9 protein-coding genes are annotated in these 12,878 nt (G+C 41.5%); 8 read left to right on the top strand and 1 reads right to left on the bottom strand.

Going from position 1 to position 12,878, the window contains the following annotated elements; translation table 11 throughout:
* The first annotated feature begins 3 nt into the window (after positions 1 to 3).
* Positions 4 to 600, top strand: coding sequence for an HD domain-containing protein (locus LK416_06095; GenBank protein UEA75744.1), 597 nt, complete (start codon positions 4 to 6; stop codon positions 598 to 600).
* The gene (locus LK416_06090) at positions 597 to 2,723 is read left to right on the top strand and encodes an aminopeptidase (GenBank protein UEA75743.1); all 2,127 of its coding nucleotides are present in this window, start codon (positions 597 to 599) and stop codon (positions 2,721 to 2,723) included. The genes LK416_06095 and LK416_06090 overlap by 4 nt, the downstream gene beginning before the upstream one ends.
* Positions 2,724 to 2,857: 134 nt before the next feature.
* On the opposite strand, the gene LK416_06085 is transcribed toward LK416_06090, so the two are convergent.
* Entirely contained in the window at positions 2,858 to 5,158 is a 2,301-nt protein-coding gene (locus LK416_06085; GenBank protein UEA75742.1) for a GGDEF domain-containing protein, read from the bottom strand.
* Between the two features lie 282 nt (positions 5,159 to 5,440).
* On the opposite strand from LK416_06085, the gene purM reads away from it, so the two are divergent.
* The 6 genes from purM (at position 5,441) to radA (ending at position 12,868) form a co-directional block, all read left to right on the top strand.
* Positions 5,441 to 6,466 carry a phosphoribosylformylglycinamidine cyclo-ligase gene (gene purM / locus LK416_06080; GenBank protein UEA75741.1) on the top strand — a complete coding sequence of 342 codons (1,026 nt, stop codon included), beginning with the start codon at positions 5,441 to 5,443 and terminating at the stop codon, positions 6,464 to 6,466.
* On the top strand, positions 6,460 to 7,086 hold the full coding sequence (gene purN, locus LK416_06075) for a phosphoribosylglycinamide formyltransferase (GenBank protein UEA75740.1): 627 nt from the start codon (positions 6,460 to 6,462) through the stop codon (positions 7,084 to 7,086). The genes purM and purN overlap by 7 nt, the downstream gene beginning before the upstream one ends.
* Positions 7,087 to 7,100: 14 nt before the next feature.
* Positions 7,101 to 8,372, top strand: a complete 1,272-nt coding sequence (purD, locus tag LK416_06070; protein ID UEA75739.1) for a phosphoribosylamine--glycine ligase — start codon at positions 7,101 to 7,103, stop codon at positions 8,370 to 8,372.
* Positions 8,373 to 8,508: 136 nt separating this feature from the next.
* Positions 8,509 to 10,962 carry an ATP-dependent Clp protease ATP-binding subunit gene (locus tag LK416_06065; GenBank protein UEA75738.1) on the top strand — a complete coding sequence of 818 codons (2,454 nt, stop codon included), beginning with the start codon at positions 8,509 to 8,511 and terminating at the stop codon, positions 10,960 to 10,962.
* Between the two features lie 128 nt (positions 10,963 to 11,090).
* Positions 11,091 to 11,507, top strand: coding sequence for an endosialidase (locus LK416_06060; GenBank protein ID UEA75737.1), 417 nt, complete (start codon positions 11,091 to 11,093; stop codon positions 11,505 to 11,507).
* A gap of 8 nt (positions 11,508 to 11,515) precedes the next feature.
* Positions 11,516 to 12,868 (top strand): DNA repair protein RadA, encoded by a 1,353-nt coding sequence (gene radA / locus LK416_06055; protein UEA75736.1) that lies wholly within the window; start codon positions 11,516 to 11,518, stop codon positions 12,866 to 12,868.
* Positions 12,869 to 12,878 lie beyond the last annotated feature (10 nt).

Here is a 12,878-nt window from a genome sequence, read left to right as displayed (position 1 = left end):
TATATGGACGAAAGATTAAGGAAACAGCTGGATTTTATATTGGAAGTAGACAAGAGTAAATTTGTAGTCAGACAGACGTATCTGACAGATGGAATCAGAAAAGAAGATGATGCAGAACATTCCTGGCATATTGCACTTATGGCAATCTTACTGGCGGAATATTCAAATGAACCGGTTGACGTATTAAGAGTAGTTTCCATGCTGCTGGTTCATGATCTGATCGAGATAGATGCAGGTGATACATATGCATATGATAAAAATGCAAATGCAACAAAAAGAGAGCGGGAATTGAAGGCTGCTGACCGGATATTTAATATCCTGCCGGAAGATCAGGCAAAGAAGCTTCGTGGGCTATGGGATGAATTTGAGGAGTATCAGACGCCGGAAGCCAAATTTGCACATGTGATGGATAATCTGGCACCGGTTATGTTATGCGATGCAGTCGGAGGAAAAGGCTGGAAAGAGCATGGAGTTTTTGAGAGTCAGGTGTATGGCAGAAATAAGCGGACACCGGAGGGATCAGAGACGTTATATCAGGTGATCGATGAGGTGTTTCGGAAGAACATTCAACTTGGGAACATAAAGGGAGACAATAAATGACATATTATAAGGATATAACAGCAGAATATGAAGATATCGAAGATCGTTACGAACTGATGGTTGAGCGGATCCGTTCGATCACAAAAGAAGAAACAGTGGACATGCGGTATCGGGATTATTTTGTAAGAACTGGAGAATTTTTACTGCAGTTAGATAAAGTGATCGAAAAGGTAAAAAGTGGGATGCCCATTTCGGAGAGCTGTACAGCGGGCGAATTACAGCAGATAAATGCAGCACTTTATCAGGATGTTATGCCTGAAAATTACGAAACGAGTTATTGCAACTATGAATACACCAGACAGATGTTTGGTGAGAAAATAGCAGAGAACGAGATTGAAGACATAGACAAGCGGGAATATTTATTTGCTGACTATCTGACATTTCTTTGTTATGAATTCCATGGACTGATCGCGGCAGCATTTGAAGGAAGAGTTGTAGACCTTACTGTATGGTTTGAATTGTTTGTGGAGGTATATGGGATCTTTGAGGATTTTCCATCTGTTAAAGCAGTAAAAGATGCCATTTATTATTTTGAACATGATTATGCGGAGTTCTTCATGGATTATCGTGTGCGTGAGAAGATGGATCCGATTCTTTCCTTTGCGACAGATATTGTCATGAAATGTGAAGACGGAGATAACAGCTATTTATATGAATATGGCGAATACATCGGAAAGAATGAATTGGAAACGGAAGCGTTTCTTCGCAGGATGTCATCAGAAAAAGTGGCGTCGATCGCCCGGACTTATACAGAAGGGTTTCGACAGGGCTTTGTAGCAGCCGGAATTGATATATCAAAAAAGAAGCATGTAAACATCCGCTATTCGATCGGTATGGAGCGTATCGTAAAAGCTGCAATCCTCCAGTTCCGTGATATGGGGCTGGAACCGTTATGCTTCCGTTATGATACCAACCGGATCAATCGGATCAGAATGAACCGGATTGGTTATGTAGGTACTCCGGTAAATAAGCAGATGGATTACGATCATCAGATGGATCAGGCGTTATTCCTTGATCGTAAGCTGATGGAACGAAAGTTAGAGATAATGCGAGGCGCTTATGAGAAATACAGATATGAGGCGTCCGTATATGCAGGACCGGCGTGTATCGAGATCTTTGGTGAGACACCGTTTGAACCGGTAAGCAAGCCAGGACAGCTTACGCTTAGCAAGAAGCAGCAGGAGCTTGGTGTGGAATATACCAATGAACTGTCACAGATCGTGAATGAATATATACCGGGAGATGAGTATAGCTTTACAATCATCGCATATCCAATGCCTGAGATCGGAGATAATTATGAGGAGATATTTGAACAGATCATTCGAATAAACAATTTGGAGAGTAATGCATATCGTCCGATTCATCAGACGATCATCGATGAGCTGGATCAGGCAGAATGGGTACATGTGATCGGACAGAATGGCAATCAGACTGATATGAAGGTAATGCTGCATGTGTTAGAGCGCCCGGAGACAGAGACAAATTTTGAGAACTGTCTGGCGGATGTGAATATTCCTCTTGGCGAGGTTTTTACATCGCCGAAGCTTACCGGAACGCATGGAGTTTTAAATGTAAGTGAGGTCTATCTGAATGATCTGAAATATGTCGATCTCAAGCTGACCTTTGAAGATGGAAAGATCAGAACCTATACCTGCAAGAACTTTGACAGAGAAGAAGATAATATCAAATTTGTAAAGGACAATCTTCTGGGCGGACGGGAGACACTGCCGATCGGAGAGTTTGCAATCGGAACAAATACGACCGCATATGTACTTGCAAATAAATATAACATGGTATATAAACTGCCGATTCTGATCGTAGAGAAGATGGGGCCGCATTTTGCAGTCGGTGATACCTGCTATAGCTGGAGCGAAGAAAATATCCTTCATAATCCGGACGGCAAGGAAATCGTTGCAAAGGATAATGAGTGCTCGATCCTTCGAAAGACGGATATCAGCAAGGCATATTTTAACTGCCATACCGATATTACGATACCATATGATGAGATCGGAGGCATTTATTCGGTTCATGCAGATGGAACCAAAGTTGCCATTATCGAAAATGGCAGATTTGTTCTTCCGGGAACAGAGATGTTAAATGAGCCGTTTAAAGAGGCAAAATAAAAAATAAACCATATAAATGAGAGTGGATTCATCATCCTGAACATGGGAGAGAAACTATCATTTATATGGTTTATTTTATTTCATAGCGTTTATCTGTGCTTTTATAAAGAAGTTAGTATTCGTATCGTATTTTATTATTTTAAAACAGACATTCGCTTATATCGTTTATTTGAATACAGTGCGCTGTCTGCCTGGCTTAACAGATCCTCAATCTTGATATCCGGATCGCAGGAAAATTCCGATACACCGACACTCATTTCGATATAATATGGTTTGCCACAGGTTTCATTTAATTCATTGGACAACTCCTGAATCCTTGCCTGTACAGTCTTAGGAAAATCAAGATCATCAATGAAAGCAAAACATACAAACTCATCACCGCCGATTCGACCAACAATGTCACTCGCCCGGAAACTTGTCATCAGGATATTTGCAATATTCTTTAAAGCAAAATCTCCATCGTTGTGTCCGAATTTATCGTTTACGATCTTTAAGCTGTCCATGTCTGCAAACAGTAGCATTGCCTTACGTCCATGATTGGCAGGTTTATTGATCAGGTATTCTACTTTTTCCATTAATCCACGTCTGTTATTGACTCCGGTCAGTTCATCGGAGGTAGACAGGTGATTTAACAGCTCATTTTTTTCATGGATCTCATTTAAGGACATTACTAATTGTTCTTTTGTCTGGATCTGTTCTTTTAAAAGTGATAAATATTTAAAAGAAGCACCAAGATGAAGAGAAGTTGTATAAATGTGTCCAAAGTGATTTACATCTGTATTGCATACAAACAGACCATGATGTTGTTCATTTGTAAAAATAGGAACAATAACAACGGTAAATCTATCTTCAAAACCGGTATATTCATTGTCGAAGATATCGGTAGATGCAATACGACGTGTTTCACCTGATAAAACAGCTGTATGTTTTGGATTGTAAAAAGCTTGAAGATACAAAGTATCCGGCGTTTTCCAGCTTCCGTCCGGTTGAATGGCGACGGGCTCATCATACGCATATAAATAAGATGCTGCAAATCCAAGGTCTTTTAATTTAGCAAGCATAGATGAAAAGGTTTTTGCTGTATCGGTTCCATATGTAAGAGTATCTCTTGTAATATAGATTGAAGACCATGATCCCGTTTTGCTGTCATGTTCCTGTTGGTACAAAGAAGTTGACAAAAACTGTGCGATAGCACTTGTAATATGAGAATTTAGCCGATAGTATTCAGACCGTTTATCCGGATCGTTGATTAATGCTATGATGACACCGGAAAAACAACGGAATGAAAATGCAATATTGGTTACTGAAAAGAAACTTGTGACAGGAGATGACAATAATGTCATCAGTTTGTCTACAATCAGATTCTTTGGATATGGTTTTGCCTTTGGTAAAATAGCAATTTCTATTATATCCTTCCAGATGCTGTTGATCTGATCAAGAACAATCGTACCAAAAAAGCTGTTTTTAATGTTGCCTAAAATAGAATCATCACAGTATTCCAGAATATCTGTTACAGTAGAGAAATTGTCAATCGGCATATGTTCGGTATTTTCATGCAGAATGCACCCACATGATAATCGTTTTACAAAGTGGGAATCCAAGACAGAAGAACAGAATTCGCCTGTCTTAATATCCTGAATTATCTTGCCAACGGCACGATAGCCCAATGCCGGGGTGTTCGCGTTTACGGTTGTAAGGGGTGGAACCATAGTTACGGAACCGGGAGAGTTGTCAAAACCGATTACACTGATATCAGCTCCGATTCGGATGTTACGGCTTTTCAATTCCTGATAGCCGCCGATAGCCATCTGATCGTTAGAGAAAATGATTGCATCAGCATCCGGATTATCATCAAGCAGTTTGCTGACAATCTCACGGCTGTATTCAGAATAATCACCGTATACGATCATATCTTCGGTGACCGGTATGTTGTGAGCTTTCATTGTAGTTCGGTATACATTCAAACGTTCCAGAGCATCTTCATTTGTCTTTCTTCCGGCAACAAAACAGATATGCTTTCGGTTGTGATGAATAATCAGATGTTCAATGGCATCTCGAAGACCGGCAGTACTGTCGGTCTGTAAACAAGGATAACCTGAAACCTTAGATTCCAGAGTAAGAATCGGAATATCCTTAAAGGTATCCAAAAATGCTTCGATACTTTTTTGTGATATAAAAGATGCAATCGTGCCAACGGACACGATCAGGGCATCCAGATTTTCTTTTTTAGCATAATAAAAAACAGAGTTGTACTGATAATCATAAATTTCGTTTTCAGGATCGTTAAATGAAGCATTTAAAAACATGCCCGGAAAGACGATGAGATTCACGTCTAGCTCTTTCGCTGCGTATTCAGCTCCTTTACATATTTCATTTGCATATTCATTGTCGAGATGACATATGAATAATCCGATGTTTAATCTATTATTTGTCATACAACTACCTCTTGTTAATGAAAATACAGTTACTCTGCATATGATATTATATTACCATAAATGGGAATCATTATCAAATTATATTTGATATTTATATAGTATTTTTAAAAAAAAGAAACACGCTTTGCTGATGAACAAAATTGTGCCGAACAGAGACCTGTTTTGGGCTGGTATATTTGTGAGAATGGCTTCTTTACAAACAGAAATTAATCCCGTATAATTTATAAGAATCAATTGGCATGAAAATGCACTTTATAATGGATAAAACAGGAGGATTTTACAATGGATTACAAGAATGCCGGCGTTGATATTGAGGCAGGATATAAGTCAGTAGAACTTATGAAGAAGCACATCAAGACAACCATGAGACCAGAGGTATTAGGTGGTATCGGAGGTTTTGCTGGTGCGTTCAGTCTTGCAAAGATCAAAGAGATGAAAGAGCCTGTATTACTGTCTGGAACAGATGGATGCGGTACAAAAGTACAGCTTGCATATATCATGGATAAGCACGATACGATCGGAATCGATGCTGTGGCTATGTGCGTGAATGATATTGCATGTTCTGGTGGAGAACCTCTTTTCTTCCTGGATTATATAGCATGTGGTAAGAATTATCCGGAAAAGATCGCTACGATCGTAAGTGGTGTTGCAGAAGGCTGTAACCAGTCCGGTGCAGCTTTAGTTGGCGGTGAGACAGCAGAGCATCCGGGACTTATGCCGGAGAATGAGTATGACCTTGCGGGATTTGCTGTAGGTGTCGTAGAGAAGGATGAACTTATCACAGGAGAGAATATCAAAGCCGGAGATACATTGATCGGTATCGCTTCCAGCGGTGTACACAGCAATGGTTTCTCATTGGTTCGTAAAGTATTTGAGATGACAAAGGAATCTCTGGATACATATTATGATGAACTCGGAACAACACTTGGCGAAGCACTTCTTGCTCCGACAAGAATTTATGTAAAAGCATTAAAGGCAGTAAAGGATGCCGGTGTAATGATTAAGGGTTGCAGCCATATTACAGGTGGCGGTTTCTATGAGAACATTCCAAGAATGCTTCCGGACGGAGCTCGTGCACAGGTGAAGAAGGACTCATATGAAGTGCCTGCTATATTCAAGCTCCTTGCAAAGAAGGGCGATATAGATGAGCATATGATGTACAACACATATAACATGGGCGTTGGTATGTGCCTTGCAATAGATCCTGCAGATGCAGATAAGACAATAGCAGCTATAGAGAGTGCCGGAGACAAGGCATTTGTTCTCGGTACAGTAGTAGCCGGTGAAAAGGGAGTAGATTTATGCTAAGAATAGCAGTTCTGGTTTCCGGTGGCGGTACGAACTTGCAGGCGATCATTGATGCGATCGCAGCAGGAAAGATCACAGACACCGAGATCGCAGCAGTTATCAGTAATAATAAAAATGCCTATGCACTGGAACGTGCAAAACAGGCAGGTATAAAAGATATCGTAGTATCACCAAAGGATTTTGAAACAAGAGAAGTATTTAATGAGAACCTGTTGAAGACTTTACAGGAAGTGAATCCGGATCTGATCGTACTTGCGGGATACCTTGTAGTTATTCCGGAGAGCGTGATCGATGTATTTGAGAATCGGATTATCAATATCCATCCTTCCCTGATCCCTGCTTTTTGTGGCACAGGCTATTATGGACTCAAGGTTCATGAGGCAGCGTTAAAAAGAGGTGTAAAAGTAGTAGGTGCTACGGTACATTTTGTAGATAAAGGAACCGATACTGGTCCGATCATTATGCAGAAAGCGGTTGCAGTACAAAACGGAGATACTCCGAAGGTGCTTCAGCAGAGAGTCATGGAGCAGGCAGAGTGGAATATTCTACCTGCTGCTATTGATAAGATCGCACATGGAAAGGTTCGGATCGAAGACGGCATAACAGTTGTAGAAGACTGACAGGAGGAAAACAAATGAAGATTTTAGTTGTAGGTGGCGGCGGAAGAGAGCATGCTATTATTACAAGTATTGCAAAGAGCAGTAAAGTAACAAAGATCTATTGTGCACCGGGAAATGCAGGTATTGCAGAACTGGCAGAATGTGTGGATATCGGTGTTATGGAATTTGATAAACTGGTTGATTTCGCAAAGAAGGAAGCAATTGATCTTGCAGTTGTAGCTCCGGATGACCCGTTGGTTGCCGGTGCAGTCGATACATTTGAAGCGGCAGGTATCCGTGCATTCGGTCCTCGTGCAAATGCAGCGATCATCGAAGGTTCAAAGGCATTTTCCAAGGATCTTATGAAAAAATACAATATACCTACAGCCGCATATGAGAATTTTACAGATGCAGAATCAGCACTTGCATATCTTGAAACGGCAAGCTTTCCGATCGTATTAAAAGCAGATGGACTGGCACTTGGTAAAGGTGTTCTGATCTGTAAGGATCTGGAAGAAGCAAAAGCCGGCGTAAAAGAGATCATGCTGGATAAGCATTTTGGAAATGCGGGAAATACTATGGTTATCGAGGAATTCATGACAGGACGTGAGGTGTCTGTTCTTGCATTCTGTGATGGTACAACGATCAAACCAATGACCTCTGCACAGGATCATAAGCGTGCACAGGACGGTGATCAGGGGTTGAATACCGGTGGAATGGGAACATTTTCACCAAGCCCATTCTATACAGATGAGATCGCAGATTACTGCATGGAGAATATATACAAGCCTACAATGGCAGCCATGAAGGCAGAGGGAAGAGAATTCAAGGGCGTATTATTCTGCGGACTTATGATCACACCACAGGGCGTAAAGGTACTGGAATATAATGCAAGATTTGGAGATCCGGAGGCGCAGGTTGTTCTTCCTAGAATGAAGAATGATATCATTGATGTATTTGAGGCTTGTATTGACGGAACACTGGATCAGGTAGAGCTTGAATTTGAAGACAACGCTGCTGTATGTGTAGTACTTGCATCTGACGGTTATCCGGTTTCCTATAAGAAAGGCTATCCGATCTCAGGCCTTGAGACATTCAAAGACAAGGACGGATATTATGTATTCCATGCCGGAACTAAGTTTGAAGACGGCAAAGTTGTAACAAATGGCGGTCGTGTACTTGGAGTAACAGCTACAGGAAAGGATCTTCATGAAGCCCGTGCAAATGCATACAAGGCAACCGAGTGGATCACATTTGAGAATAAATATATGCGCCATGATATCGGTAAAGCGATTGATGAGTGTTAATTATTATTGAAAGATATACGAAAGAAAAAAGTCTCTGGGGAACATACTAATATATGGGAGCCGGGGACTTTTGTATCATAACAGAAGATAGTAGGACAGAAAATGTCATATACTATGAAAAAAGAGGTGACATAATTTGAAACTTCCGAACAGTGAAAAATTACAGGAAATATTAAAAGAAGCTAAACGGATATCCAAGAAGCTGGGACAGAATTATATAGGAAGCGAACATCTGCTGATGGCACTTACCTTTGTCAGTGATACGGCACCGTTTGTTGTTTTGCAGGAAAATGGAGTAACGATACAGTCGATCATTAATATCTTAAGCCAGATACCATTAGCCGGAGGAAACTTTGGTGCAGAAAAAAGCAAATATACAAAATCCGCAGAGTCAATCCTGGAGCTTGCGGGAAATGAGGCAAAACGTCTGGAAAGTACAGAGATAGGAAGTGAACATCTTCTGATTGCCGTTTTGAAGCATCTGGATTGTACGGCGGTAAAGATCATACTGTCATTAAAGGCAAATATCCAGAAAATATATGTAGATATCATGTCTGCATGCGGAGTGGATGGCAGTACGGCAAAGAAAGAATTTGTAAGTCTGAAAAAGGGAAAGAATAAATCCAAGGCATCGGCAACACCGACGTTGGACCAGTTCTCCAGAGATATGACGATGGATGCCCGTATGGGCAATCTGGATCCGGTTATAGGCAGAGAGAAAGAGATAGAGCGTGTGCTTCAGATTTTAAGCAGGCGTATGAAGAACAACCCATGTATGGTTGGAGAACCGGGTGTAGGTAAGACTGCGGTAGCAGAGGGGATTGCTTACCTGATCGCTGCAGGAGATGTGCCAGATACGGTGCGGGATAAACGACTGCTGTCATTAGATTTATCCAGTATGGTAGCGGGTTCCAAGTACCGTGGAGAATTTGAGGAACGGATCAAGAAGGTGATCGCAGAGGTAAAAAATGCCGGAAATGTCATTCTGTTTGTGGATGAGCTTCATACGATCATCGGAGCCGGTGGAGCAGAGGGAGCAATCGATGCATCTAATATCTTAAAACCATCCTTATCGCGCGGAGAGATCCAGATGATCGGAGCGACGACGCGTGCAGAATACAGAAAATATATAGAAAAGGATGCAGCGTTGGAGCGAAGATTTCAGCCGGTCTATGTGGAAGAACCGACCAATGAAGAAACAGTAGAGATCTTAAAGGGACTTCGACCTGCATACGAGGAACATCATCATGTAGAGATCAGTGATCAGGCACTGGAAACAGCGGTATCATTATCGGTTCGATATATCAGTGACCGTTTCCTGCCGGATAAAGCTATTGATCTGATGGATGAAGCCTGTTCCAGAAAACGTCTGGGATTCGGAAAAAAAGCAAAGAAGACCCTGCCATTGGAGCTTGAGATACAAGCGCTTTCCGATGATCTTGAGAACCTTTTAGAGGCTGGAGGTATCGATGAAGCGGCAGAGCTGTTAAAGAAACAGAGAAAGCTGGAAGCAAAGCTTGATAAAATGAAGCAGAATAAAAATGCGAAAAATGTTGTAGTAGATGCAGAGGATATTGCGGATGTTGTATCTGTATGGACGAAGATTCCGGTAAATAAACTGACCGAACAGGAATCCAAACGTCTGGAACGTCTGGAAGAGGAGCTGCATAAGAGAGTTGTCGGTCAGAATGAAGCAGTTGATGCGGTAGCAAAGGCGATCAAGAGAAGCCGTGTAGGCTTAAAAGATCCCAAACGTCCGGTTGGTTCGTTCTTATTCCTTGGACCTACCGGCGTAGGTAAGACTGAATTGTCGAAAGCTCTTGCAGAAGCAGTATTTGGCAGCGAGGACGCGCTGATCCGTGTCGATATGTCGGAGTACATGGAGAAACACAGTGTGTCGAAGCTGATCGGGTCGCCTCCGGGCTATGTTGGTTTTGAGGAAGGAGGACAGTTGAGCGAGAAAGTCCGTTCCAATCCGTACTCTGTTATATTGTTTGATGAGATAGAAAAGGCACATAGTGATGTGTTTAATATATTATTGCAGGTACTGGATGATGGACATATTACAGATTCTCAGGGCAGAAAAGTAGATTTTAAGAACACGATAATTATCATGACATCTAATACCGGTGCACAGAGGATTATTGATCCGAAGAAGCTTGGATTTGTTACCGCGTCAAATGCAGATACAGAGCACGAAGATATGAAGAAGAATGTTATGGATGAGGTAAAACAGAACTTCAAGCCGGAGTTCTTGAACCGTATTGACGACATTATCGTATTCCGTGCACTGACAGAGGATGATGTAAGAAATATTTCGAATCTTCTATTAAAAGAATTAAAGCAACGTGTTGCATCGCAGATGGAGATTCAGTTGAAGTTTGGAGATGCAGTTAAGAAACTGATCTTTGAGAAAGGCTACGATAAGAAATACGGAGCAAGACCGTTGAAACGTGCGATCCAGACGAATATAGAAGATGAGCTTGCAGAAGCAGTCTTAAAAGGTGAGATCAAACGGGGAGATACCGTTCAGGTGACTGTGCGCAACGATAAGGTGAAGTTTGTAGTAAAAAATGAACCTGAAAAGTAGTTGCTTCCAATTCTATAAAATAATTGTGAACTGATTATATTTGGTGTGGCAAAAGCCGGAGCATTATTGTATAATCAGATTATAAAAGTGCCGGGTAAGGCATGAGTATAATGTACAGGAGGATAAAAATGTCAGTAATCAACGATTTAATTAACATAGAGTCCGATTCACTGGATTTCGGAAATTATGAATTAGCAACAAAGACAAAGAAAGATGGTATTGAATATAAAGGTGATATCTATAAGATCAAGACTTTCAATGAGATCACCAAACTTGAGAAGAATGGTATGTTTGTATATGAATCAGTACCGGGTACAACGGTACATGGCTTCCGTTCATCAGAAGAAGATGTATCATTTATAGTAGAAGGAACAGAGACCTCATCTATTACACTGGAGCTGGAACCGGAAACAGATTACAAGATTCATATTGATGATATATATGTAGGAAAGAATAAAACAAATCTCGGTGGCAAGTTAAGCATCAGTGTAGATCTTGAACCGGGCAGAGAAGTAAAGGTAGACGTCAGAAAAGCATTTGACTAGGAGTTTATATGGCAAAAGAAAAACAGATCTTTTTTTGCCGGGAATGTGGATTTGAGTCAGCAAAATGGATGGGACAGTGTCCGGGTTGCAGATCCTGGAATACGTTCTGTGAAGAAAAAGTAACGGTAGGCGCCAGAAAACAGTCCGGAGGACGGACTGCTGTGGTGCCTACAAGTATTTTAGAAGTAAAAACGGCTGATGAGACAAGATTTTCCACAGGACTGGAAGAATTGAACAGAGTACTTGGAGGAGGAATCGTAAACGGTTCTCTTGTTTTGGTAGGGGGAGATCCCGGTATCGGTAAGTCGACAATCCTGCTTCAGATGTGCAGAAATCTATCGGCGGATGGTCATAAGATCCTCTATGTTTCAGGCGAGGAATCTTTGTCACAGATCAAGATGCGCGCGGAACGAATTGGTACATTTCAGAAGGATATGCTGCTTTTGTGCGTAAATAATCTGGAAGATGTAGAAGAATATGTTAAGAAGGACAGACCGAAGGTTATTGTTATCGACTCAATCCAGACAATAGTAGTAGAAGATATTGCTTCGGCACCGGGAAGTGTATCTCAGGTAAAAGAAGTAACAGCACGTTTGATGCAGATGGCAAAACAGATGGATATAGCGATCTTTATCGTTGGACATGTTACGAAGGAAGGAACGGTAGCAGGCCCGAGAAATCTGGAACATATGGTAGATACGGTGTTGTATTTTGAAGGCGATCGTAATGCAGGCTTCCGTATTCTTCGTGCGGTAAAGAACCGATTTGGATCAACAAATGAGATCGGTGTATTTGAAATGCTTGAAACCGGCTTATCAGAGGTGAATAATCCATCGAAGGTTATGCTGGCAGGCAGACCGCTTCAGACATCCGGTTCGGTTGTGGTATGTTCTTTAGAAGGAACCAGACCGATCCTGTTGGAGATCCAGGCACTGGTCTGCCAGACCAGCTTTAATCTGCCGAGACGTACAACAGTTGGTTTGGACTATAATCGTGTGAACCTTCTTCTTGCGGTACTTGAAAAGAGAGCGGGGATGGTATTATCAGGAAGTGATGCATATGTCAATATAGCCGGTGGTATGCGGCTTGATGATCCGGCAGCAGATCTTGGAATTGTATTTGCACTTGTTTCCAGTTTTCGTAATCGTCCATTGGATGAGAGTATGGTCGTATTCGGTGAAGTAGGACTTTCAGGAGAAGTTCGTGGCGTATCCGCAGCGGAGCAGCGTGTAAGAGAAGCTGTGAAAATGGGTTTCAGGACATGTATTATGCCAAAGACAAATGCAGAGCATCTTAAGAGTATAGAGGGCATAAAAGTAGTAGGAGTATCGAATATCAGTCAGGCGTTAGAGTATATATAAGATTGTATTT

This window comes from Lachnospiraceae bacterium GAM79, from assembly GCA_020735665.1.
GTDB lineage: Bacteria > Bacillota > Clostridia > Lachnospirales > Lachnospiraceae > Coprococcus.
Note: the sequence above shows the minus strand (reverse complement) of the source record. Positions and strands in the feature narration are given on the sequence as shown.

Coding starts and splice junctions, on each gene's coding strand:
- LK416_06095 (UEA75744.1), top strand. CDS start 4: ATGGACGAAAGATTAAGGAAACAGCTGGATTTTATATTGGAAGTAGAC.
- LK416_06090 (UEA75743.1), top strand. CDS start 597: ATGACATATTATAAGGATATAACAGCAGAATATGAAGATATCGAAGAT.
- LK416_06085 (UEA75742.1), bottom strand. CDS start 5,158: ATGACAAATAATAGATTAAACATCGGATTATTCATATGTCATCTCGAC.
- purM (UEA75741.1), top strand. CDS start 5,441: ATGGATTACAAGAATGCCGGCGTTGATATTGAGGCAGGATATAAGTCA.
- purN (UEA75740.1), top strand. CDS start 6,460: ATGCTAAGAATAGCAGTTCTGGTTTCCGGTGGCGGTACGAACTTGCAG.
- purD (UEA75739.1), top strand. CDS start 7,101: ATGAAGATTTTAGTTGTAGGTGGCGGCGGAAGAGAGCATGCTATTATT.
- LK416_06060 (UEA75737.1), top strand. CDS start 11,091: ATGTCAGTAATCAACGATTTAATTAACATAGAGTCCGATTCACTGGAT.
- radA (UEA75736.1), top strand. CDS start 11,516: ATGGCAAAAGAAAAACAGATCTTTTTTTGCCGGGAATGTGGATTTGAG.